Origin of the sequence: Lysobacter panacisoli, from assembly GCF_009765165.1 — a bacterium.
In the GTDB taxonomy this organism is placed as follows: Bacteria; Pseudomonadota; Gammaproteobacteria; order Xanthomonadales; family Xanthomonadaceae; genus Lysobacter_J; species Lysobacter_J panacisoli.
Genome location: NZ_VLNU01000001.1, coordinates 77,105 through 100,053 on the forward strand (window position 1 = coordinate 77,105; position 22,949 = coordinate 100,053).

A 22,949-nucleotide genomic window follows, 5' to 3' on the forward strand; every position below is an offset into this window, starting at 1 on the left:
CTTTTGATGAACGTCTCTATGGTGGCCCCGTCGGCCCCTCGCGACGCTAGGTCGAAAACCCCGCCAGGGCCGGAAGGCAGCAACGGTATCGACTGACGCGGGTGCCGAGGTCAGCCGGCGGGGTCATCGCCATTTCGATGCTCCGCATTCGAAATCCCAGGATTTGCGTCGCAAATCCCGGGCCCCGGCTATGTGCTCCCGATCCCCGCCGCTGCCGCGGCGCCCCCTTACCAAGGGGGCTGAATCCTGTGGATGTGCATCTTGCGGCCGATCCGTCTCCCTGTCGTCATTCCCGCGAAGGCGGGAATCCACGGGGAACGACCTCAGATCATCCGACGTGGCCTGCGACTTCCCTACTCGACGATGCCCAGCGCATCCGGTTCGCGGCCGGTCTTCCAGTGGTCGACCACCTTCCACTGCTTCGTGTCGATCACCGCGATCTCGTCGCCGCCGCTGATGGCGACGTAAACACGCGGGCGTTTCGGATCGGCGATGACGCCGATCGGCAGGGCCGCGCGGCCGAGCATGGTTTCGCGATATTCCGCCCCTTCGCGCGCAAGCGGCACGGTGTGCACGACCTTCTTCGTCGCGACGTCGATCACCGACAGCGTCGCCGCGCGTGCATTCGTCGCCAGTGCGTGGCGGCCGTCGGCGCCGAACACCACGCGGATCGGGAAGCCGGGGCTGGCGATGGTGTGGCGGATCGCCAGCGTCGCCGGGTCGTGCACGGTGACGGTGCCCGCCTCGCGATTGCTGACCCACACTTCACCGCTGGCCGCATCGACCGCGACGCCCTCGGCGCCCGCACCGGCCGCGACTTCCTGCGTCTTGCGGCGTTGCGCGAGATCGATACGGCTCACGGTGCCGGCGTCGATCTTGGTGACGTACGCCGTCTTGCCATCCTTCGACAGCGCGACCATGTGGCCGCGTCCTTCACCGAGGTCAATGGCCGCCTCGATGCGACCGGCTTCGACATCGACGAGCAGCAGGCGGCGCGAGGCTTCGGTGGTCACCACCGCGCGCGTGTTTCCGGGCAGCAGGCGCATGCCGTGCGGGCGGCCATGCTCGCCCAGGTAGATCGTGCGCACCTTGCCGTTGGCGAGATCGAGCGCGCTGAGGGTGTTGCCGGGCGAGCCAGCACCGTAGTTGCTGACCAGCGCGAAACCCGCGCCGCGGGCGACGACGATCTCGTGCGGGCCTTCGCCCGTGGCGAATTCGCCGAGCCGGTGGCCGTCGTCGGTGGAGAGCCGCCACACCGTGTTCGCCGATTTGTTGCCGACCAGTAGTTCAGCTGCGCGTGCATGTCCGCACAGGAGCGATGCGGCGGCGAGGACGAGGGCGAGGCAGCGGATCATCGGACGACTCCTTCGTGACGAGGGATCAGGGCCGGGCTTCGGGATGCAGCCACCCGGCATCGCCTTCGGCGTAGCGCTCGTGCTTCCAGATCGGCACGCGCGCTTTCACTTCATCGATGATGAAGCGGCAGGCGGCGAACGCGGCGTCGCGATGTGCGGCGCTCACGCCGACCCACACGGCCAGTTCGCCGATGGCGAGATCGCCGACGCGGTGCACGCACTTCGCATCGAGGATGTCGAAACGTTCCATCGCCTCTGCGAGAACGCGCTCGCCTTCGGCTTGTGCGAGCGCGTCGTAGGCCTCGTAGCGCAGGCCGAGCACATCGCGACCTTCGTTGTGGTTGCGCACCCAGCCTTCGAAACTGGCGTAACCGCCCACGCGATCGTCGAGCAGCTGTGCACGCAGCGTGGCGGTGTCGATGGAGGTGTCGGCGAGGGCGAAGCGAGTCATGGTGGGGATTGTCGCATTGGGCCGATTTCGTTGGAGCGCGAGATGCCGTTGGCTTCGATGAGGCTTGATATGGCGGCTTCGTTGAAGTGTGAGATGCCGTCCGTGGCGCTACGCATGGGCTTCGGAACGCCCGGGGCGGTCATCCGCACTCCTTCAGCGCCTTCTTATGCACCTATCTGCCGTCCGTGGCGTGGCGCACCGGCTTCGGAACGCCCGGCCCGGCCATCCCTGGCCGGGCGTTCGCGTGCGCAGCCGATGCCGACAGAGCATCGGCTGAGCGCGCACGCTCACCCACCACTCACCGGCGGAATGAAGGCGATTTCCGCTCCGTCGCGCACCGGGTCGTCCCAGCGCGCGAAGGCGCCGTCGACGGCGACGCGCAGGCGCTCGACCGGCAGCGCGAAGCCGTGGCGGGCGCGCAGGGTTTCGTAGAGCGAGCGCAGGTCGTCGGCGACTTCGATGTTCTCCGACGCCACGCCGGCGGCGTCGCGCAGGCTGGCGAAATACAGGACGGTGACGCGCGCCATCAGGTCGCTCCGAAGTCGTGGCGGCCGCCGCGCTTGCCGAGCACCTTCGCCGGACCCAGCACGATGCGGTGCGACAGCGCCTTGCACATGTCGTAGACGGTCAACGCGGCGACGGTCGCGCCGGTCAACGCTTCCATCTCCACGCCGGTACGGTGCGTGGTGCGCACGGAGCACTCGATGCGCAGCGTGCTGTCGCCATTCCAGTCGATGGAAAACCGGCAACCATCGATGGGCAGCGGATGGCAGAACGGGATCAGTTCATACGTGCGTTTCACCGCCATCGTGCCGGCGATGATCGCGGTTTCGACGATGCCGCCCTTCGCGCTCTTCAGGCCCGATGCGCGCAATTGCCGTGCGACGTCCGCGGGAAAACGCACGCGGCATTCGGCACGCGCCTCACGCGCGGTGACGGCCTTGCCGGAGACGTCGACCATCGCGGGACGGCCCTTGGGGTCGAGATGGGTGAGCTTGGGGGTGGGTTTTGGCATGGGGGCTTAAGGGTTTGAATCGTGTCGATACGGTTGTCGATGAGGTTCTCGCGGCCATCCTTGGCGCGACGCATCGGCTTCGGATCGCCCGGCCCGGCCAATCCCTGGCCGGGCGTTCGCGGAAGCGCGAGCCAGTGGCTCGCGAGCGCATCCGCTCACCCACCAATCAGGAACATCTCCACGTGCCGGCGCTGCGCCTGGCCACTGCCGCGCACTTCGCTGTAGCGGTCGGCGCGATGGGACCAGACCGCGCCCACGCGTTCGCGCAGCGCGGTTTCGCCTTGCGCCAGCGCAGGACGCAGGTCGTGGCCGTCCGCGGCAAACAGGCAGGTGTAGAGGCGACCGTCGGCCGAGACGCGGGCGCGATGGCAGTCGCCGCAGAACGGTTCGCTCACCGAACTGACGAACCCGACCTCGCCCTGTCCGTCCTGGAACGCGTAACGCGAGGCGACTTCGCCGCGGTACTGCGCTTCCAGCGGATGCAGCGGCCAGCGCGCGGCGATGCGATCGCGCAGCTCCGCCGAGGGCACCACGCGGTCGCGCACCCAGCCGTTGCAGGTGCCCACGTCCATATACTCGATGAAGCGCACGACGTGTCCGCTGCCGCGGAAGCGTTGGATCAGCGGCAACACCTGGTCTTCGTTGAGCCCGCGTTCGACGACGCAGTTGAGTTTGATCGACTCGAAACCCGCGCGTTTGGCCGCGTCGATGCCGGCCAGCACGTCGGCGATATCGCCGCGACCACCGGACATCTGGCGGAAGCGTTGCGGATCGAGCGCGTCCAGGCTCACCGTGATCCGCCCCAGTCCGGCATCGCGCAATGCCTGCGCGTGCGCGGCGAGCAGCGAACCGTTGGTGGTCAGCGCGATGTCGTCCAGACCGTCGATCCGCGACAGTCGCTGGACCAGCGTTGACAACCCCTTGCGCAGCAGCGGTTCACCGCCGGTGAGGCGCAGCTTGTGCACGCCGAGCGCGACGAATCCGCGCACCAGTGTTTCGATCTCGTCGAAGGACAGGCGCGAGGCCGTGTCGAAGCCGTAATCGTCCGGCACGCGATCGGCCGGCATGCAGTACGGGCAACGGAAGTTGCAGGCTTCGATCACCGACAGCCGCAAGTCGCGCAGCGGCCGGCCACGCCGGTCGAGCGGCAGCGACGACAGCTCTGGCGCGCGGGTGACGGCGTTCATGCCGGCTCCGCTTCCATCGCCGTCGGCGCCTGCAGCGCGACGACCTGGCCGGGATGCGCGACACGGTAGCCGCGCGCGGCGAGGATCTCGCCTTCCTCGCGATTGCCGTAGTGGTACAGCAGGCAGCGGTCGAGCAGCGCCGGCGCGTATTCGCGTTCGAGATCGTCGATACCGCTGTGCGAGGGATTGCCGTGCAGCGCGCAGTCGTGCGCGATCAGCTCGCCGTCGTCGGCGTGGCGCGCCAGCATTTCGGGAATCGGACGCGTGTCGCCGGTCCACACCACGCTGCCGCGCAGGCGCAGGCCGTAGGCGGTCTCGGGCCAGTGGTGGCGCGTGGGGAAGACTTCCAGGCGGATGCCGTCGTGCCAGAACGCGTCCCCCACCGGGATCACGTGGAACGCATCCCAGAAATTGACGCCGCCCTCGGCCAGTGCGTTGGGGTAGTCGCCCACGCGCTTGTGCAGCAGCGGCAGCACCGGCGCCGGCACGTACACGCGCACGCGGCCCCGTCGCGACGGGTCGAAGTAGCTCGACACGAACAGCCGCTCGAAGCCGGCGACGTGGTCGAGGTGGGTATGGGTGATGAACAACGCGCGCGGCGCGTCGCCGTAGTGCGCAAGGTACGCGGTGAGCCCTTCACCACCGCAGTCGATGGTCAGCCACGGCGAACCGTCGCGCTCGATGGTGGCCATCGCCGAACCGAGCTCGACCGCCGACGCGTTGCCGACGCCATGCAGACGCAGTTGCCACACCATCTCAGTAGCCTCGTTCCCAGGCCCGATCGTACGCCGCACGCAGGCGGCCGAAATCGCGTTCGACGTCCTCCACCGGCCGCGAGCCGCGCAGCTTCAGCAGCGAGCGCTTGAGCCGCGCGAGGTTGCGTTCGCGCCAGCCGGTGGCGGGAATGCGGATGCGGCCACGGTCGAGGTCGATGATCCAGCCTCGTCCGGTGGTGGTGAACAACAGGTTATGGGCGTTGAGGTCGGCATGGTCGAGACCGGCGCGGTGGGCGCGCGCGATCAGACGGCCGGCCTCTTCCCACGGCGCACCGTCGCCCGCCACGGCGGCCCGGTCGGCGAGCGAGCGCACATCGTCCAGGCGCTCGAGCAGGATCGCCGCGCGGTAGAACATGCCGTCGCGCCGGTAGCAGGCCGCGATGGGCCGCGGCACCGGCACGCCCTTTTCGGCCATCGCGCGGGTCAGGCGGAACTCGGCGAAGCTGCGCGTGCTGGCCGCGTCGTGCCACCAGTAGCGGTCGCGGCTCACGCGCGCGGCAAGGCCGCCGCGCAGGTAGCGGCGCAACAGCGCCGGGCCGAAGGGCGCATCGACGAACCAGGCGCCACCGCGCCCGCCGCTTTCGACCGGTCGTGCACGCTGTTGCCAGAAAGAAGGAACGAACCATTCCGGGCTTGCTTGCCGCACCCGGTTACGGTCGAACAGAATGGCTCCGTACCCGCTGTCGTCGCGGAACGGCGTCAATTCCTCGGCAGCGTCGAACCCCGTCATTCCCCGGAGTCTAGCAATTCACGTGCCCGCTGCACCTTCCCTCGCGCCTGCCGCACCTGCTTCGATCTGTCTGTTGCGGCTGTCCGCACTCGGCGATGTGACCCACGTCGTACCTCTGGTGCGCACCCTTCAGTCGGCGTGGCCGCAGGTCCGGCTGACCTGGGTCATCGGCAAGGGCGAGCACCGGCTGCTCGCCGGCCTGCCCGGCGTGGACTTCGTCGAGTACGACAAGAAGACCGGCCTGGCCGGCATGCGCGCGCTCGGCCGCGAACTTCGCCAGCGACTGGGCGAGGCGCGCCGCTTCGATGCGCTGCTGCAGATGCAGGTGGCCGCGCGGGCCAACCTGCTGTCGGCCTTCATCCCGGCCAAGCGCCGCATCGGCTACGACCGTTCGCGCTCCAAGGACCTGCACGGGCTGTTCGTCAACGAGCGTATCCCCGACCGTCCGGGCATCCATGTGCTCGACGCGATCGGCAGCTTCTGCGAGCCGCTCGGCCTGCATCAGGACCGCGTACGCTGGGACCTGCCGGTGCCGGACGAAGCGCGCGAGTGGGCGCGCGCGCAGTGGCCTGACGACGGTACGCCGACCCTACTGATCTCGCCCTGCTCCAGCCACGCGCGCCGCAACTGGCGCGCCGAACGCATGGCGGCCGTCGCCGACCACGCGGTCTCGCGCGGCTGGCGGGTCGTGCTGTGCGGTGGACGCAGCGAGCTGGAGCGTTCGACCAGCGATGCGATCCTCGCCGCGATGCACCACACCGCGCTCGACCTGGTCGGCAAGGACACGCTCAAGCAGTTGCCGGCGTTGCTAGAACGCGGCCAGTTGCTGATGACGCCCGATTCCGGCCCGATGCACATCGCCAACGCGATGGGCACGAAGGTGCTGGGCCTGCATGCGGCGAGCAATCCCGCGCGCAGCGGCCCCTACAGCGATCGCCGCTACTGCGCCGACCGCTACGACGATGCTGCGCGCAAATACCTGGGCAAGCCCGCGGCGGAACTGCGCTGGGGTACCAAGATCGAACACGACGGGGTGATGGACCTGATCACCGTGGACGACGCGATCGCCGCTTTCGAGCGCTATTGCGCCGACCACGCCCCCGTCGCCACGGAGACACGCTGATGGCCGCCTGGTTCACCGTCGTCGCACCGCTGCTGCCGGAACTGCTCCGCGCCGCGCGGCCCATGTTCACGCGCAGCCGTGAGCCTTCGCAGATTCCGCAGCAGATCCGCGAGTTGCAGGATGCAGTGGACCGCAACGATCAGGCGATCCGCACCCTCGCGGGCGAGATGGAGCAGACGCTGTCCGCGTTGAAGCAGGCGTCGTCGCAACTGGAATCGACGCTGGTCGAACTGCGCGGCCAGCAGGTCCAGCTGGAAGCCCGGCTGCACGCAATGCAGTGGGTCGCCGGGGCCGCGCTCACCGCGGCGGTGCTGGCGTTCGCGATCGCGGCCTACGCGCTGGCGCGGTAGGCCGCAGGGGCGGGCGCGCTCAGGGCGCCGCGCCGGTCTTGTAGTCCTGGTAGGACTTCTCCTCGACGTAGGCCGAGCCCAACGCGAGGTTGATGTCCTTCTTGATCCGCGCGCGCTCGTCGTTCTCGAAATACACGCTGCGCGCGAGGCGGATGAATTCGTCGTCGAAGGCCTGCGCCTTCTCCTTGATGCGGATGTCGTCCTCGATCACCCACAGGCGCTCGTTGACGGCCTTGAGGTCGGCGCGCAGGCGCGCGATGTCCTTGCTGGCGGCCGGATGCGCCATCCAGGTCTTCTCCAGCGCGGACAGCTCGTTGCGGACATTGGCCAGCTTGGCGGGGTCGCTCATGCGCTCTGACTTGATCTGCAGGATCGCGATCTTGTCGAGCAGTTCGCCAAAGGACACCGGGACCAGGATTTCGGACATGACGTGGCCGTTCATTCAGGGGACTACAGTGTAGCCGGGCCGCGGGACTGCTTGCCGTGGGCGTGTCGGCCCCGTAGAATTGCCGGCTCACTGCACCCGGAGAGGTGGCAGAGTGGTTGAATGTACCTGACTCGAAATCAGGCGTACGTTTATAGCGTACCGAGGGTTCGAATCCCTCCCTCTCCGCCAGATAAAAAAGAGGGCTCCCGCAAGGGGGCCCTTCTTTTTTATCTGGGGGCGATGCGAGGAGTTTGATTCGCCCCCTCCGTTCGACAAATCGGCAGGACTGCGGATTTCGACAGCCGAAGGCTGCCTGCAGGCGCGGAGCGCCGGAAGGCGAGCGCCAAGGATGGCGCGAGTCCATCCCGCCCATCCGGTCGCCATTCGATTCGCGATCCCGCACTCCGCACGCCATCCATCCCCTGACTGCGCGCCAAACGGCTTCTTGCCTCGCGGCCGTCGCCCGCCGATGATTCCGTTACCGGTTGAAAGACCCGCCGACACCACCGCCTCCTCGACGCATGATCGAATTCGGACACCTCACGCACGTCGGCCTGCGCCGCGAGCTGAACGAAGACACCTACTACGGTGACGGCGAGCTTGGGCTGTGGCTGGTGGCCGACGGCATGGGCGGTCACGAATACGGCGAAGTGGCGAGTGCACTCGCGCGCGAAACCATCGTCCGCGAGATCCGCGACGGCACGCCGCTGGCGCAGGCGATCCGCATCGCCGACGAAGAGATCATCCGCACTTCCAAACGCCGCAACGACGCGCTGCCGATGGGCACGACGGTCGTCGCTGCCCGCATCTCGGGCAACCGCTTCGAGGTGGCATGGGTCGGCGACAGCCGCGTGTACCTGTGGCGCGAAGGACACCTCGCCCAGCTCTCGCAGGATCACAGCTACGTGCAGGAACTGATCGCCAACGGCGCGATCACCCAGGAACAGGCGCGCAGCCATCCGCATCGCAACGTGGTGACACAGGCGCTGGGCGTGACCGATCCGCGCAACCTCAACGTCGAGACCATGACCGGCGAACTGAAGCCGGGCATGCAGCTGCTGCTGTGCAGCGACGGACTCACCGAGGAACTCGACGACCGCGGGATCGCCCGGGTGTTGTCGCAGGGCGACTGCAGTGCTCAGGAATGCGTGGACACGCTGGTCGCCGCAGCGCTCGACGGCGGCGGCTCGGACAACGTCACGGTGATCCTCGTCCGCAACCACTGACGGTTGCGGCGCGGCGCGGTCAGGCCGGTTCCAGCGCCGCTTCGTCCGAGGCCACCATCTCGAACTGGTCCCAGACGCAGGTTCCGCCGGCCTTCTTGCGCAGTTTCTCGAGCCGCACCTGGTGCGCGGCAAGCTCGTCCGTACTCACCTGCACGCGCGGACGCGCCGCCTGCGGGTCGGTGCGGAACTGCACCGCCTCCACCGCCGACGCCGCCGCGTCCAGACCGAAACCGATCTCTTCCTGCCCGGACGTCAGCGCGAGATAGACCTCGGCGAGGATCTGCGCGTCGAGCAGCGCGCCGTGCAACTGACGGTGCGAATTGTCCACGCCCAGCCGCTTGCACAGCGCGTCCAGCGAGTTGCGCTGGCCCGGGAAACGCTGGCGCGCCATCAGCAGCGTGTCCTCGACGCCGCAGCGGTCCTTCAGGGAGCCGTATTCCGGGCCCATGCGGCGCAGTTCGTTGTCGAGGAAGCCGACGTCGAACGCCGCGTTATGGATGATCAGTTCCGCGCCGTCGATGAACTCGAGGAACTCATCGGCGATCGCCGCGAACTCAGGCTTGTCGGCGAGGAATTCCAAGGTCAGGCCGGTGACTTCCTGTGCGCCCTGCTCGAAGTCGCAGTCGGGCTTGAGGTAGACGTGGAAGGTGCGCCCGCTCGGGCGGCGCTCCACATATTCCACGCAGCCGATTTCGACCACGCGGTTGCCGCGTTCCCAGCTCAGGCCGGTGGTTTCGGTGTCCAGGATGATCTGCCGCATCGGCGCCATTCTCACATGTTCATTCGGGTTGCGCGGGCGACTCAGCGCGCCGCGGCTCCGGCGCGGAAACGCTGCGCCTGGTTGCGCGCCAGCACGTCGACGCGCTCGTTGTCGGGATCGCCGGAATGGCCCTTCACCCATTTCCATTCGATGCGGTGCTGCAGCGTCGCCGCGTGCAGGCGCTCCCACAGGTCGCGGTTCTTGACCGGATCGCCGCCCGCGGTCTTCCAGCCGCGGCGCACCCAGTTGCCGATCCACTCGGTGATGCCTTGGCGCACGTACTGCGAATCGGTGTGCAACACGACGCTGCAGGGTTCGCTGAGCGTTTCCAGCGCCATGATCGCGCCCATCAGCTCCATGCGATTGTTGGTGGTGTCGGGCTCGCCGCCGGAAATCTCGCGTTCGTGGCCGCGGTAGCGCAGCAATGCGGCCCAGCCGCCGGGGCCGGGATTGCCCAGGCACGCGCCGTCGGTGTGGACTTCGATGTGTTTGCGGGAGGGGGAGTCGGTGGAGGTCGATGCGTCGCGATTCATGGCTTCATTATCGCCGTGCCGCGTCTCGCCAGGTGCGATCTCGTGCTTCCGGCCTGCCAGCGCAGGTTGCGCAGCGGCTTGGGCGGGATCAACGCGTGCACGCGCTTGTTGACCGTGAGCGCGATCCCGGCGCGCAGGCGATCGGCCGCGCCGACGCCGACATCGCCGTGGGCCACGCGCCAGTGCGGACCGAACCACTGCAGGCTCACCGTATCGACCGCGAACCCCGTGCGTCGCAACGACGATTGCCAACCGCCCGGGTCGCGCGCGTGCAGGCCGCTGCGTGCCCAGCGCGCGCGATACGGACTCCACGGATTCAGCGCCGCCAGCCACAGCGTGCCGCCGGGCATGAGGATGCGTCCGCATTCGTCGAGCACGTCGTCGATCGCGAAGCCGTCGTCCAGCGCGTGCTGCACCAGCACCGCGCCCATCGCCTCGCTGGCGAACGGCAGCGGCAGCGCGCATCGCACCGCACCGTCGAATCCCGCGACATTGCGGTGCAACAGGACGCCGCGCCCGCCGGGGATGTCCGGCGGCGCAGCACCGTGCGTACCCAGCCAGACCCAGGGCGCGGCCGGCTGCGAAGCCAGCACGCGCGCCATCGCGGTTTCCTGGACGGCCAGCAGGCCCTGCCCCGCCTCGCTGCCGAACCAGGCCAACGGTCCGGAGACGGTTTCGTGTTGACGGTGAGGCAGGTGCGCGGGCATGGTCGGGACCGTTCTCCGGGGCGCCGGCCCCTTGGGTGATTGTGCGACATGGCGGCGCCCTGCTGCCAAGCCCCGAGGAATCCGCATGCGACTGCAACCACTGCCCGCCCTGAGCGACAACTACATCTGGACCTGCGCCGCCGACGACGGCTCGCGGGCCCTGATCGTGGACCCGAGCCAGGCTGCCCCGGTGTTCGAGGCCGCCGACGCGGGCCTGCGCCCGGCGGGCATCCTGCTGACCCACCACCATCCCGACCACGTCGGCGGCGTCCCGGCGCTGCTGGAGCGCTGGCCGGAGCTGCCGGTGTTCGCCCCGCACGACGAACGGATCGGCGGAACCCCGACGCGGGTCGGCGATGGCGATCGGATCGACGTGGCGGGCTGGCGATTCGAGATCCTGGCCGTCCCCGGCCACACCACCAGCCACGTCGCCTACGTCGGCGAGGGCCTGCTGTTCTGCGGGGACACCCTGTTCAGCCTCGGCTGCGGACGGATGTTCGAGGGCACGCCAGCACAGATGCGCGGCTCCCTGTCGCGACTGGCCGCCCTGCCCCCCGAGACCCGGGTGTGTTGCGGACATGAGTACACGCTCGCAAACGCGGCCTTCGCCCGCGTGGTAGAACCCGGCAACCCGGTGCTCGCGCGCCGGATCGAGGAGGCCCAGGCCATGCGTGATAGCGGACGTCCCACCCTGCCCAGCACTGTCGGCGGCGAGCTCGCCGCCAATCCATTCCTGCGGGTGGACGCGGAGGAAGTCCGCGCCTCGCTCGCACGGCACCTCGGTCACGCGCCTGCTGACGCGGTCGAGGCCTTCGCCGCATTGCGGCGCTGGAAGGACGGATTCGTCGCGTGACGTCCGCCCTGATACGGCGAGCAACGATCCTCGGCCTGTGCCTGGCCTTCGCGCTCGCGCCGGCCCTGGCACAGAAATCCGCCGACGCCGTCGAAGGCAAGGCGACGCCTCCCGATGCGACCCCGCCCGGGTTCCGCAACGGCCTGGACATCTACCGCGACTTCCGCGACGGACTGGCCGAACCCGAGTGCGACGCGGACGCGGCTTCCGTGCGCTGGCGCCAGCACTTCGCCCACGTGCCGCGACGGCTCGCTTCCGGCAACGACGACGTCCTGCCGATGTTCGGCTACGTCGTCGATGCTGTGCGCGAAGCGGACCTGCCGACCGAATTCGCGCTGATTCCCTTCGTCGAAAGCGGCTACCGCCCCTCGGCGCGCAGCGCGGCCGGACCTGCCGGGCTGTGGCAGATGATCGCGATCACCGCGCGCGACCACGGCGTACCGATGCGCAACGGTTACGACGGACGGCTGTCGGCGGTCGATTCGACGCAGGCCGCGGTGCGTTATCTGAAGACGCTGCACGGCATGTTCGCCGGCGACTGGCGACTGGCGGTGATGGCCTATAACGCCGGCGAATATCGCGTGCTTGGCGCACTGAAGAAGAGCGGCCAGGTCGCACGCAACGCGCAGCCGGAAAAGCTCACCGGGTTGTCCGACATCACCCGCGCTTACGTGCGCAAGCTGCATGCGCTGTCGTGCCTGATCGAACAGGCCGACGATCGCGATGAATGGCTGCACGCGCTGGATCGCCCGGTGCCGCGCTTGCAGACGGTGAAAGTGGATGTGAAACGCCTGGACCAGTGGGCCACGCGTACGGGACAGGACGCACAGCAGCTGCGACGCCTCAATCCGGTATTCGTCGATGGACGCATCACGACCGCGGGCGGCTCGCCCGCACGCCTGCTCGCGATGGCGGCAACGAACGACGCGGCGACCACCGCCAGCGTGGCGGCGGATGCACCGCCTGCCGCGGTGTCCACGGCGACACCTATCGACGCGTCCTCCGAGAGCGCCGCCCCACCGCGTCGCCATACCGTCGCGCGCGGCGAGAGCGCGTGGACCATCGCGCGCCGCTACGGCATCGCCATCGACGACCTCATGCAGCGCAACGGCCTGCCCGTGAAGGCCGTGTTGCGCCCGGGACAGAGGCTGGTGATCGATGCGCCGGGACAGCCGACCGGCACGATCCCCGCCGCCACGGGCTCGCCCTGACCCTACGCCAGCGCATCGCCGCAACGCGGCGCTGGCCGGGGCTACACTAGATCCTTTGCTCGACCGCACGCGCGGTCACGACCACCAGAAAGGAACGGCACATGGGTTTTCTGCAAGGCAAGCGTGCACTGATCACCGGTATCGCCAGCGAGCGTTCGATCGCCAGCGGCATCGCCGAGGCCATGCACCGCGAAGGCGCGCAACTGGCGTTCACCTACCAGAACGACAAGCTGAAGTCGCGCGTGGAAGCGGCCGCGACCGAGTACGGCAGCGACATCGTCCTGCCGCTGGACGTGAGCGACGATGCGCAGATCGCCGCGTGCTTCGAGCAGCTCGGCCAGCGCTGGACCGACGGTTTCGACATCCTCGTGCACGCGATCGCATTCGCGCCGCGCGAAGCGATCGCCGGCCAGTTCCTCGACGGCCTGACCCGCGAGAACTTCGCCATCGCCCACGACGTTTCGTCGTATTCGCTGTCGGCGCTGTCCAAGGCGGCGCGTCCGCTGATGAAGGGCCGCAACGGTTCGATCCTGACGCTGAGCTATCTGGGCGCCGAGCGTGCGCTGGTCGGTTACAACCTGATGGGCGTGGCCAAGGCCAGCCTCGAAGCGTCGGTGCGCTACCTCGCCTGCAACCTCGGCCCGGAAGGCACGCGCGTCAATGCGATCTCCGCAGGTCCGATCAAGACGCTGGCAGCCGCCGGCATTGCTGGCTTCCGCAAGATCCTCGGCCACGTCGAAGAGAACGCACCGCTGCGCCGCACGGTGACGATCGAGGACGTCGGCAACGTCGCCGCGTTCCTGTGCTCGGACCTGGCCGCGGGCGTCACCGGCGAAGTGACCTATGTCGACGCCGGCTACAACATCCTCGGCATGACCGGCATCAGCAACGACTGAGCGGCACGTCGAACGCAACGAAAAAGGCCCGGCAATGCCGGGCCTTTTCGTTTGCGCGGTCGCGCGATCGATCAGAGGTTCTGCTCGACCACCGTCACCTTCACGCGCTTGCGCAGCGCGCCGACCAGTTCCTGCATGTCCTCGCGCCCGCCGATCTGCGCGATCTGCTGGCGCACCATGTCGCGCTGTTCGGTCGGAATCGCCGCGGCATCGCCCGGCGTCACATTCGTGATGGCGAACAGCACGGTGCTGCCGTCCGGCATCGGGGCATGGCCCGCGGCAACCTTGCCTTGCGCCGGCGCCGGCGTTTCGAAGATCGCCTTCGACACCTCGGCATTCGGGACCGGCGCATTGCGCGGCACGCCCGGAAGCGCATGCGGCGGCGGCAGCTGGCGCGACGCGGCGATGGCGTCGAGCGTCTCGCCGCCGTTCACGCGAGCCACCAGCGCATCGGCATCCTTCTTCGCCGCCTTGGCTGCGCGATCGGCGCGCACCGCGGCGATGACCTGGTCGCGCACCTGCGCCAGCGCCTGCGCGCGTTCCGGCGTGTGCTCGGTGACGCGGATCAGCACGCTGTGGCCCGGACCGATCTCGATCGGATCGCTGATCGCACCGTCCTGGATCGCTTCCTCGGAGAACGCGACGCGCTGCACCGCTTTGTTCGCGGCGATGCCCTGCGCGTTGGCGCGCGTGAACGGACCCGCCTTCTGCAGCGGCAGGCTCATCTCGCGCGCGGCCGGCGCGAGCGACGACGGATTCTTCAGTGTCAGGTCGACGAGGCGGCTGCTGAACTCACTGGCGACGCGGTCGCGATCGGCTTCGGCCTGCTCGATGGCAAGCGCTTCGCGCGCCTGCTCGAAGCTTTCCTGCGCACCGCTCTTGATCTCGCGCAGCTGGATCACGTGCCAGCCAAAGTCGCTCTTGACCGGACCGCTGATCTCACCGGCCTTCATCGCGAACAGCGCTTCTTCGAACGGGCCGACCATCATGCCCTTGCTGACCCAGCCCACGTCGCCACCCACGGCCTGCGAACCGGTGTCGTCGCTGTTGGCGCGCGCGAGCGCGGCGAAATCGGCACCGGCTGCCTTGGCCTGTTCGGCCAGGCGCGTGGCCTTGTCCTGTGCCGCCTTCTGCGCCGCGGCGTCCGCGCCTTCCTCGACGCGCACGAGGATGTGCGATGCGAGGCGCTGCTCGGCTTCGACGAAGCGGTTCTTTTCCTGTTCGTAGCGCTGGCGCAACGTCGCGTCGTCCGCGGCCGGAGCCGCCGGCAACGTCGCGGCATTCACTTCGACGAACTCGATGGAGACGGCCTCGGGCGCGCGGTACTGCGCGACGTGGTTGTCGTACCACTGCTGGATCTCGGCGGCACTGACCGCGGCGGTATCGGCGGCCGGCGGCGGCAGCAACAGCAGGCTGACGTCACGACGCTGACCGTCCAGGCGCAGCAGGCGATCCATTTCGGCGGTCGTGACGAAGTTGCTGGCGCCCACGCCGATCGAGAGCAGCGAACGCTGCAGGTCGTTGCGCACTTCCTGCTCGAACTGCGGCTCGGTCTTCGGCGGCGTCAGCGATGCCAGCGCAAGCTTGTAACGCTCGTAGCTGAACTTGCCGTCGACCTGGAATGCCGGAATGCCCTGGATGGTCTTCTTCACCATCGCATCGCTCACGAGCAGGCCGTTGCGCTCGGCGGCGAGTTTCTGCACGCGCTGGTCGATCAGCGAATCGAGGATCGCGCGCTTGTTGTCCACGGTCTCGAATGCGCGTGCGTCGAACGCTTCGCCCTGCTCCGCGCGGCGACGCTGGCGCTCCTGTTCGAACAGGGCGCGGAATTCGTCGATCTCGACCTTCTCGTGCTGCCAGAACACCGAGACCGGCCAGTACGACGGCGCGGCGGGCCACCAGGTCGGCGGTGCGTCGATCCGCGCCACCGACGTATCGGTGCGCTGGCCGAGGTACTGCTCGATGCCCACGAAGGCGAAGGGAATGATCAACAAGCCCAGGATCACAGTGGCGATCCAGCCCGAGGTCTTTTCGCGAAGTTTCTGCAGCATGTCCGGGTCGAGTTCGGTCGTAAGCCGGACAGTTTAGCGCGCTGCGGGGCTGCCACGTCGCCCGGGCGGGCATGCGGAAGCGGAAAAAAACAAAGGCGCCGTTTCCGGCGCCTTTGGCGAGACTGGCGGAGTGGACGGGACTCGAACCCGCGACCTCCGGCGTGACAGGCCAGCATTCTAACCGACTGAACTACCACTCCGCGTCTGAACTCTCGGATTACCGGTCGATGCAGAAAAAACCGGAGCCCTCACTAATATAAAACAAAGGCGCCGTTTCCGGCGCCTTTGACGAAACTGGCGGAGTGGACGGGACTCGAACCCGCGACCTCCGGCGTGACAGGCCAGCATTCTAACCGACTGAACTACCACTCCGCACTTTCGAAAACTTTCGTTCAAACAGCCCATCGGGTGCTTGATGGTGGGTGCTGAGGGTTTCGAACCCCCGACCCTCTCCGTGTAAAGGAGACGCTCTACCGCTGAGCTAAGCACCCTGCTTGGCTTGCCGATGCACTTGGCCTCGGCGGCGAGTCGCTTAGTTTACAGCGTCCTTGAGCGCCTTGCCAGCCTTGAACGACGGATTCTTCGAGGCCTTGATCTTGATCGTCTCGCCGGTCTTCGGATTGCGGCCCTGGCGAGCGGCGCGCTTGCGGACCTGGAAGGTGCCGAAGCCGACCAGCGTGACCGTGTCGCCCTTCTTGAGCGCCTTGGTGACGACGCTGATCATCGCGTCGACGGCGTTCGCGGCGTCGGTCTTGGACAGCTCGGCGGCCTCGGCAACGGCGCCAACAAACTCAGCCTTGTTCATTCGTCTTGACTCCCTGTGCGGTTGATGCCGCATGTTCTGATTGAAGCAGCGTGTAATCGAAGGCTATCCCCCGATCGACTTCGCCGCACAGGCATTGCGCTGCAATGCCCTGCGCGGTCCGCAGCCGTTATACCAGTGGCATTTTGGGGGTGCAAGCCGGAAAGCTAGCTGTGACGCGGCTTCCAGCGCTTTCGATCAATGCGAAATAGACCGATTGCGTCAATGTTTGACGTCTGTTTGCGAGATCGACTTGGAACCGTCGCGCACCGGCACCTCGCCCGCACCGGCGGGCGACGGTGTGGGCGATGGCGCCCGCTCCAGCGCGATGCCGAGCACCTCGTCGATCCACTTCACCGGAAGGATCTTCATGCCCTGCGTCACGGTCTTGGGCAGGTCAGCCAGGTCCTTGCGGTTCTCTTCCGGGATGATCACGGTGCGGATGCCGCCACGCAGCGCGGCCAGCAACTTCTCCTTGAGACCGCCGATCGGCAGCACACGGCCGCGCAGGGTGATCTCGCCGGTCATGGCGACATCGGCCTTCACCGGATTCTTCGTCAGCATCGACACCAGCGCCGTCGCCATCGCAATGCCTGCGCTGGGGCCGTCCTTCGGCGTCGCACCTTCCGGCACGTGCACGTGCACGTCGTGCTTCTGCAGGAAATCCAGATCGATACCGAGCTGTTCCGTGCGCGCGCGCACCACCGACAGCGCCGCCGACGCGGATTCCTTCATCACGTCGCCGAGCTGGCCGGTCAGCAGCAACTGACCCTTGCCCGGGACGAGGGTGGATTCGATCTGCAGCAGATCGCCGCCGACTTCAGTCCACGCCAGGCCGGTGACCAGGCCGACTTCGTTCTGCTCTTCCGCACGACCGAAGTCGAAGCGGCGCACGCCGAGATACTTGTCGAGGTTCTTCGACGTGACGTTGACGACACTCTTCTTCGCGCCCTTCTTCGACGGGCCGGCGAGTGCGATTTCCTTCACCACCTTGCGGCAGATCTTGGCGATCTCGCGCTCGAGCGAACGCACGCCCGACTCGCGCGTGTAGTAGCGCACGATGTCGCGCACCGCGCTTTCGGCAACCTTCAGCTCTTCCGGCTTCAGGCCGTTGCCCTTGATCTGCTTGGGCAGCAGGTAGCGCATCGCGATGTTGAGCTTCTCTTCCTCGGTGTAACCCGGGATGCGGATGACCTCCATGCGGTCGAGCAGCGGGCCGGGGATGTTCAGCGAGTTGGACGTCGCGACGAACATCACCTCCGACAGATCGAGGTCGACTTCGAGGTAGTGGTCGTTGAAGGCGTTGTTCTGCTCGGGATCGAGCACTTCCAGCAGCGCCGACGACGGATCTCCGCGGAAATCCATCGACATCTTGTCGATCTCGTCGAGCACGAACAGCGGGTTCTTGCTGCTGACCTTGTTGAGGTTCTGCACGATGCGACCCGGCATGGAACCGACGTAGGTGCGGCGATGGCCACGGATCTCGGCCTCATCGCGCACGCCGCCCAGCGACATGCGCACGAACTTGCGGTTCGTGGCCTTCGCGATCGACTGGCCCAGCGAGGTCTTGCCCACACCCGGCGGGCCGACGAGGCACAGGATCGGGCCCTTCATCTGCTTCACGCGCGACTGCACCGCGAGGTACTCGAGGATGCGTTCCTTGACCTTCTCCAGGCCGAAATGGTCGGCGTCGAGCACGTCCTGCGCGGCCTTCAGGTCCTTGCGCACCTTGGTGCGCTTCTTCCACGGTACGCCCAGCAGCCAGTCGAGGTAGTTGCGCACGACAGCGGCCTCGGCCGACATCGGCGACATCTGCTTGAGCTTGTTGAGTTCGGCCTTGGCCTTGGTTTCCACCGGCTTGGGCATGCCGGCCTCGGCGATCTTGCGGGTCAGCTCGTCGATGTCGTTGGGCGCGTCATCGATCTCGCCGAGCTCCTTCTGGATCGCCTTCATCTGCTCGTTGAGGTAGTACTCGCGCTGGCTCTTCTCCATCTGCGACTTCACTCGGCCGCGGATGCGCTTCTCCAGCTGCTGCACGTCGATCTCGCCATCGACCATGCCGACGAGTTGTTCCAGTCGCGCGCCGATGCCGTGCGTCTCCAGCAGCTTCTGCTTGTCGCCGATGCGCACGCCCAGGTGCGCGGCGATCGTGTCGGCCAGGCGGCCGGGTTCGTCGATGCCGGACAGCGTCTGCATCAGCTCCGGCGGAAGCTTGCGGTTGGTCTTTACGTACTGCTCGAACAGGCCCATCAGCGAGCGCGCGATCGCTTCGATTTCGCGATCTTCGCGATCGTTGAGCGGCTCGACCACTTCGGCCTGGCCGCTGAGCGCACCGTCGCGTTCGCGCACGTCGTGCACGGTGACGCGCGAGACGCCTTCGACCAGCACTTTGATCGTGCCATCGGGGAGCTTCAGCAGCTGCAGCACCTGGGCGAGCGTGCCGACTTCGTACAGATCGGCCGCGCCGGGATCGTCCGTCTCGGCGGACTTCTGCGCGACCAGCAGGATGCGCTTGTCCGACTCCATCGCCAGGTCGAGCGCATGGATCGACTTGTCGCGGCCGACGAACAGCGGGATCACCATGTGCGGGAACACGACCACGTCGCGCAGCGGCAGGACCGGCAGGTTCAGCGTCTCGTGCTCTGGTGAAACAGTCATGGGGGACTCCGGAAACAGGGGGTCGGGCGCGGCGGCCCGGGGACATCGTCGGGCACGCGTGGCCCATTGCGAACGGTTATGGGGTCCGCCGCGAACGGATGCAAGCGGCCCGCAGGCCATGCTGCGAGCCGGGGGCATTCATGTCTTGTGAATCAGCCGTTTAGCCGGGCGCAGCCCGGTCTGGCGCCCCCGTCGGAGGCGCGATGGCCGTCACGCCGCGGTCAGTCCGCGGCGGCGACTTTCGGAGCCGCCGGGGGCGGCGTCTGGTAGATCAGGTACGGCTCGGTCTTGTGGTCGATGACCGACTCGTCCACGACCACCTTGCTGACGTTCTCCAGCGACGGCAGCTCGTACATCGTGTCCAGCAGGACCGACTCGACGATGGTGCGCAGGCCACGGGCGCCGGTCTTGCGCTTGAGCGCCTTGCGGGCGATCGCGGCCAGGGCGTCCGGGCGGAACTCCAGCTCCACGCCTTCCATCTCGAACAGCTTCTTGAACTGCTTGGTGATGGCGTTCTTCGGCTCGGTCAGGATCTTGACCAGCGCCGGCTCGTCCAGCTCCTCCAGCGTCGCCACGACCGGCAGGCGGCCGACGAACTCGGGGATCAGGCCGAACTTGATCAGGTCTTCCGGCTCCACGTCCGCCAGCAGCTTGCCGATGTCGTTCTTGCGCTCGCTGCTCTTTACCTTGGCGCCGAAGCCGATGCCGCCGGCTTCCGTGCTGCGCTGCTGGATGATCTTGTCCAGGCCGGCGAACGCGCCGCCGACGACGAACAGGATGTTGCGCGTATCGACCTGCAGGAACTCCTGCTGCGGATGCTTGCGGCCGCCCTGCGGCGGAACGCTGGCGACGGTGCCTTCGATGAGCTTCAGCAGCGCCTGCTGCACGCCCTCGCCCGACACGTCACGGGTGATGGACGGGTTGTCGCTCTTGCGCGAGATCTTGTCGATCTCGTCGATGTAGACGATGCCCTGCTGCGCCTTCTCGACGTCGTAGTCGCACTTCTGCAGCAGCTTCTGGATGATGTTCTCCACGTCCTCGCCGACATAGCCGGCTTCGGTCAGCGTGGTCGCATCGGCGATCGTGAACGGTACGTTGAGCAGGCGCGCCAGCGTCTCGGCCAGCAGCGTTTTGCCCGAACCGGTCGGGCCGACCAGCAGGATGTTCGACTTCGCCAGCTCGACGTCGTCGTTCTTCTGGCGGCTTTCGATGCGCTTGTAATGGTTGTACACGGCGACCGCGAGCGTGCGCTTGGCGCGCTGCTGGCCGATCACGTACTGGTCGAGGACCTCGAGGATCTCGCGCGGCTTGGGCAGGTGGCTGCGCGCCGACTGCGCCTTCTCTTCGAGTTCCTCACGGATGATGTCGTTGCACAGCTCGACGCACTCGTCGCAGATGAACACGCTCGGGCCCGCAATGAGCTTGCGGACCTCGTGCTGGCTTTTCCCGCAGAACGAGCAATAGAGGATCTTGTTGCTGTCGCCGGTGCTGCGGCCCTGTCGGTCGTCGCTCATGCTTGTGCCCAAATGGTGCTTTTGTCTTGAACCCGCCGTGGCACGACGCGTTCAGGTGGTGCGGCCCGAGGATAACACAGCGGTCCGGCCCGCCTCGCGGGTCGGATCACGGGTCGGAAAATCCGCTGGATCAATGCCTTGCGTTCAGCCGGCCTGGATCGAGTCTTCCGGACGGCGCTCGAGGACCTGGTCGACCAGGCCGTATTCGCGGGCCGCCTCGGCACTCTTGAAGTTGTCGCGCTCGGTGTCGCGGGCGATCGTCTCCAGCGCCTGACCGGTGTGCTTGGCCAGGATCTCGTTGAGGCGCTGGCGCAGGGTCAGGATTTCGCGGGCATGGATGTCGATGTCCGTCGCCTGGCCCTGGAAGCCGCCCAGCGGCTGGTGGATCATCACGCGCGAATTCGGCAGCGCGTAGCGCTTGCCCTTGGCGCCGGCAGCCAGCAACAGCGCGCCCATCGAGGCGGCCTGGCCGACGCAGATGGTGCTCACGTCCGGCTTGATGTACTGCATGGTGTCGTAGATCGCCAGGCCCGCGGTGACCACGCCACCGGGCGAGTTGATGTAAAGGCTGATGTCCTTCTCGGGGTTCTCGGCCTCGAGGAACAGCATCTGCGCCACGATCACGTTCGCCACGTGGTCGTCCACGCCACCGACGAGGAAGATCACGCGCTCCTTGAGCAGGCGCGAATAGATGTCGTAGGCGCGCTCGCCCCGGCTGGTCTGTTCGACCACCATCGGCACGAGGTTCAGAGCTTTGGTCAGGTTATCCATGTTCGACGGCCCTTGGGGCTGAAGAGGAAGGCGCTTACGGGAAGCGAGGTCCGGTCAACTTGGGGCCAACCGGACCGAAGCGCAAGGGGCGCGTCCATTCAATCGTGACCGGATCGCGCATCGCGCGCGACCCGGTCCGGTACTGCTTACTGGCGGATCGCTTCGTTGAACGAGAGCGACTGCTCGGTGTGCTGGGCGCGCTCGGCGATCCAGTCGATCACCTGCTCTTCCATCACGCGCGACTGCAGGCCGGACATCAGCTGGGCATCGTTGCGGTAGAGGTCGATGACCTGCTGCGGCTCTTCGTAGGTCGAGGCGATCAGGTTCATCGTCTCGGTCACGCGCTTGGGATCCAGGCGCAGTTCGTTGCGACGGGCGATCTCGCCCACCAGCAGACCGACCAGCACGCGCTTGCGCGCGGCGTCCATGAAGGGCATGTGCGCATCGGACGGAATCTCGCCGACGGCGCGACCCTGGCGACGCGCGACATCGATGGCCTGCATCGCCATGCCGCGGGCTTCGTTCTCGACCAGCTTCGGCGGCATCTCGACGTGCGTGTAGGCAGCGATCAGCTGCTCGCCCACTTCGCGACGCAGACGGGTCATCAGCGCGCCCTTCAGTTCGCGCTCCAGGTTCGAGCGGATGTCGGCGCGGAACTGCTCGGCATCGCCACTGCGCACACCGAAGCTCTTGATGAAGGCCGCGTCCACTTCCGGCAGGACCGGCTCGGACACCTTGACGGCCTTCAGGCTCACGGCAACCGTGCGGCCCGCGAACTGCGGGATACGCCAGTCGGCCGGGAAATCGATGTTCGCGACCTTCTCCTCGCCGGCCTTCATGCCGACCAGGGCCGCTTCGATCGCCGGGAACATGGCGGCCGAACCCAGGATGGTGGTGCCGCGCTCCACGCCCTCGGCCGGCAGGCGGTCGTCGCCAACCTGCGACCAGGTCTCGATTTCGACGGCATCGCCCGTGGCGGCTTCGCGCTCGACCACGTTCCAGCCGCGGCGCTGCAGGCGCAGGTTCTCGATCATCGCGTCGATGTCGGCATCGGCGACTTCGGCGGTGTGGCGAACGACATTGAGCTTGGCGACGTCGATGTCGCCGAAGTCCGGCACGACCTCGAAGGTGGCGACGTACGCCAGCTCTTCGCCGGTGGCCGGCACGATCTGCGGATTACCGGCGATCTGCAGCGATTCCTGGCGCACCGCATTGCTGAAGCCTTCGCGCAGCAGGCCGTCGAGGACCTCGGCGCGGACCTGCGCGCCGAAGCGCTGCTCGATCACCTTGGCCGGCACTTTGCCGGGACGGAAACCCTTGATCTTCGCGCCGCGCGAGATCTCGCGAAGACGGCCATCGACCTGGGCTTCAAGACGATCCGCCGGGAGGCTGAAAGTCATGCGACGTTCGAGGTTGCCGAGCGATTCGACCGAAACTTGCATATCCACTCCTGCCACCGCAGCACCCCGGCCACGGCACGATGTTGATGATCCTGTCCGACCGCGGCCCGAGACCTGCTCGCCGACCAGCGGAACGCAGTAGTTTCGCCGATT

Annotated in this window: 23 protein-coding genes, 4 tRNA genes and 1 other RNA gene; 8 read left to right on the plus strand and 20 right to left on the minus strand. The window is 67.3% G+C overall.

Features of this window, described 5'->3' with window-relative positions; translation table 11 throughout:
• The first annotated feature begins 27 nt into the window (after nt 1-27).
• Nucleotides 28-124: signal recognition particle sRNA small type (ffs, locus tag FOF45_RS00375), an RNA gene on the plus strand.
• A 229-nt stretch (nt 125-353) separates the two neighbouring features.
• On the opposite strand, the gene FOF45_RS00380 is transcribed toward ffs, so the two are convergent.
• The 7 genes from FOF45_RS00380 to FOF45_RS00410 all read right to left on the minus strand — a co-directional run bounded on the left by FOF45_RS00380 (nt 354) and on the right by FOF45_RS00410 (nt 5,514).
• Nucleotides 354-1,355 (minus strand): YncE family protein, encoded by a 1,002-nt coding sequence (locus tag FOF45_RS00380; protein WP_158982069.1) that lies wholly within the window; start codon nt 1,353-1,355, stop codon nt 354-356.
• A gap of 25 nt (nt 1,356-1,380) precedes the next feature.
• Nucleotides 1,381-1,806 (minus strand): molybdenum cofactor biosynthesis protein MoaE, encoded by a 426-nt coding sequence (locus FOF45_RS00385; protein ID WP_158982070.1) that lies wholly within the window; start codon nt 1,804-1,806, stop codon nt 1,381-1,383.
• A gap of 287 nt (nt 1,807-2,093) precedes the next feature.
• Nucleotides 2,094-2,336: a molybdopterin converting factor subunit 1 gene (moaD, locus tag FOF45_RS00390; protein ID WP_158987103.1), complete on the minus strand. Its 243-nt coding sequence runs from the start codon at nt 2,334-2,336 to the stop codon at nt 2,094-2,096.
• The gene (moaC, locus tag FOF45_RS00395; protein ID WP_158982071.1) at nt 2,333-2,821 is read right to left on the minus strand and encodes a cyclic pyranopterin monophosphate synthase MoaC; all 489 of its coding nucleotides are present in this window, start codon (nt 2,819-2,821) and stop codon (nt 2,333-2,335) included. Before moaC ends, moaD begins: the two co-directional genes overlap by 4 nt.
• A 155-nt stretch (nt 2,822-2,976) precedes the next feature.
• Nucleotides 2,977-4,008: a GTP 3',8-cyclase MoaA gene (gene moaA, locus FOF45_RS00400; protein WP_158982072.1), complete on the minus strand. Its 1,032-nt coding sequence runs from the start codon at nt 4,006-4,008 to the stop codon at nt 2,977-2,979.
• A complete protein-coding gene (locus FOF45_RS00405; protein WP_158982073.1) occupies nt 4,005-4,763 on the minus strand; it encodes an MBL fold metallo-hydrolase in 759 nt (252 codons plus the stop codon). The genes moaA and FOF45_RS00405 overlap by 4 nt, the downstream gene beginning before the upstream one ends.
• Nucleotide 4,764: 1 nt before the next feature.
• Nucleotides 4,765-5,514 (minus strand): 3-deoxy-D-manno-octulosonic acid kinase, encoded by a 750-nt coding sequence (locus tag FOF45_RS00410; protein WP_158982074.1) that lies wholly within the window; start codon nt 5,512-5,514, stop codon nt 4,765-4,767.
• A gap of 22 nt (nt 5,515-5,536) precedes the next feature.
• On the opposite strand from FOF45_RS00410, the gene FOF45_RS00415 reads away from it, so the two are divergent.
• Both FOF45_RS00415 and FOF45_RS00420 read left to right on the plus strand, forming a co-directional pair.
• A complete protein-coding gene (locus tag FOF45_RS00415; RefSeq protein ID WP_233264011.1) occupies nt 5,537-6,637 on the plus strand; it encodes a glycosyltransferase family 9 protein in 1,101 nt (366 codons plus the stop codon).
• A complete protein-coding gene (locus FOF45_RS00420) occupies nt 6,637-6,987 on the plus strand; it encodes a BAR domain-containing protein (RefSeq protein ID WP_158982076.1) in 351 nt (116 codons plus the stop codon). Before FOF45_RS00415 ends, FOF45_RS00420 begins: the two co-directional genes overlap by 1 nt.
• A gap of 19 nt (nt 6,988-7,006) precedes the next feature.
• Here FOF45_RS00420 and FOF45_RS00425 read toward each other — a convergent pair whose 3' ends face one another.
• Nucleotides 7,007-7,414, minus strand: coding sequence for a DUF6165 family protein (locus FOF45_RS00425; protein WP_158982077.1), 408 nt, complete (start codon nt 7,412-7,414; stop codon nt 7,007-7,009).
• Nucleotides 7,415-7,512: 98 nt separating this feature from the next.
• On the opposite strand from FOF45_RS00425, the gene FOF45_RS00430 reads away from it, so the two are divergent.
• Both FOF45_RS00430 and FOF45_RS00435 read left to right on the plus strand, forming a co-directional pair.
• A tRNA-Ser gene (locus FOF45_RS00430) sits at nt 7,513-7,603 on the plus strand.
• Nucleotides 7,604-7,935: 332 nt separating this feature from the next.
• Nucleotides 7,936-8,640 carry a PP2C family protein-serine/threonine phosphatase gene (locus FOF45_RS00435; RefSeq protein WP_158982078.1) on the plus strand — a complete coding sequence of 235 codons (705 nt, stop codon included), beginning with the start codon at nt 7,936-7,938 and terminating at the stop codon, nt 8,638-8,640.
• Between the two features lie 19 nt (nt 8,641-8,659).
• Here FOF45_RS00435 and dnaQ read toward each other — a convergent pair whose 3' ends face one another.
• From dnaQ to FOF45_RS00450, 3 genes are read right to left on the minus strand one after another with little or no spacing between them, the layout of a single operon-like run.
• Nucleotides 8,660-9,400, minus strand: coding sequence for a DNA polymerase III subunit epsilon (gene dnaQ / locus FOF45_RS00440; protein ID WP_158982079.1), 741 nt, complete (start codon nt 9,398-9,400; stop codon nt 8,660-8,662).
• Nucleotides 9,401-9,441: 41 nt separating this feature from the next.
• Nucleotides 9,442-9,933: a ribonuclease HI gene (gene rnhA / locus FOF45_RS00445; RefSeq protein WP_158982080.1), complete on the minus strand. Its 492-nt coding sequence runs from the start codon at nt 9,931-9,933 to the stop codon at nt 9,442-9,444.
• A complete protein-coding gene (locus FOF45_RS00450) occupies nt 9,930-10,640 on the minus strand; it encodes a hypothetical protein (protein WP_158982081.1) in 711 nt (236 codons plus the stop codon). The genes rnhA and FOF45_RS00450 overlap by 4 nt, the downstream gene beginning before the upstream one ends.
• A gap of 85 nt (nt 10,641-10,725) precedes the next feature.
• Between FOF45_RS00450 and gloB the strand changes: the two genes are divergently transcribed.
• The 3 genes from gloB to FOF45_RS00465 all read left to right on the plus strand — a co-directional run bounded on the left by gloB (nt 10,726) and on the right by FOF45_RS00465 (nt 13,600).
• Nucleotides 10,726-11,493 (plus strand): hydroxyacylglutathione hydrolase, encoded by a 768-nt coding sequence (gene gloB / locus FOF45_RS00455; RefSeq protein WP_158982082.1) that lies wholly within the window; start codon nt 10,726-10,728, stop codon nt 11,491-11,493.
• An 11-nt stretch (nt 11,494-11,504) separates the two neighbouring features.
• Nucleotides 11,505-12,704, plus strand: coding sequence for a lytic transglycosylase domain-containing protein (locus tag FOF45_RS00460; protein WP_425481944.1), 1,200 nt, complete (start codon nt 11,505-11,507; stop codon nt 12,702-12,704).
• 101 nt (nt 12,705-12,805) lie between these two features.
• Entirely contained in the window at nt 12,806-13,600 is a 795-nt protein-coding gene (locus FOF45_RS00465; protein WP_158982083.1) for an enoyl-ACP reductase FabI, read from the plus strand.
• 71 nt (nt 13,601-13,671) lie between these two features.
• Here FOF45_RS00465 and FOF45_RS00470 read toward each other — a convergent pair whose 3' ends face one another.
• From FOF45_RS00470 to tig, 9 genes are all read right to left on the minus strand, one after another.
• Nucleotides 13,672-15,651, minus strand: a complete 1,980-nt coding sequence (locus FOF45_RS00470; RefSeq protein WP_158982084.1) for a peptidyl-prolyl cis-trans isomerase — start codon at nt 15,649-15,651, stop codon at nt 13,672-13,674.
• 123 nt (nt 15,652-15,774) lie between these two features.
• A tRNA-Asp gene (locus FOF45_RS00475) sits at nt 15,775-15,851 on the minus strand.
• Between the two features lie 95 nt (nt 15,852-15,946).
• Nucleotides 15,947-16,023: transfer RNA gene (locus tag FOF45_RS00480), tRNA-Asp, on the minus strand.
• 44 nt (nt 16,024-16,067) lie between these two features.
• Nucleotides 16,068-16,142 (minus strand) — tRNA-Val (locus FOF45_RS00485).
• A gap of 41 nt (nt 16,143-16,183) precedes the next feature.
• Entirely contained in the window at nt 16,184-16,489 is a 306-nt protein-coding gene (locus FOF45_RS00490; RefSeq protein ID WP_267902644.1) for an HU family DNA-binding protein, read from the minus strand.
• 186 nt (nt 16,490-16,675) lie between these two features.
• The gene (gene lon, locus FOF45_RS00495) at nt 16,676-19,111 is read right to left on the minus strand and encodes an endopeptidase La (protein WP_158982086.1); all 2,436 of its coding nucleotides are present in this window, start codon (nt 19,109-19,111) and stop codon (nt 16,676-16,678) included.
• A gap of 221 nt (nt 19,112-19,332) precedes the next feature.
• The gene (clpX, locus tag FOF45_RS00500) at nt 19,333-20,625 is read right to left on the minus strand and encodes an ATP-dependent Clp protease ATP-binding subunit ClpX (RefSeq protein ID WP_158982087.1); all 1,293 of its coding nucleotides are present in this window, start codon (nt 20,623-20,625) and stop codon (nt 19,333-19,335) included.
• Nucleotides 20,626-20,769: 144 nt separating this feature from the next.
• The gene (gene clpP, locus FOF45_RS00505; protein ID WP_115842923.1) at nt 20,770-21,396 is read right to left on the minus strand and encodes an ATP-dependent Clp endopeptidase proteolytic subunit ClpP; all 627 of its coding nucleotides are present in this window, start codon (nt 21,394-21,396) and stop codon (nt 20,770-20,772) included.
• Between the two features lie 146 nt (nt 21,397-21,542).
• Complete coding sequence (gene tig / locus FOF45_RS00510; RefSeq protein ID WP_158982088.1) at nt 21,543-22,838, minus strand: trigger factor; 1,296 nt, start codon at nt 22,836-22,838, stop codon at nt 21,543-21,545.
• Nucleotides 22,839-22,949: the final 111 nt, after the last annotated feature.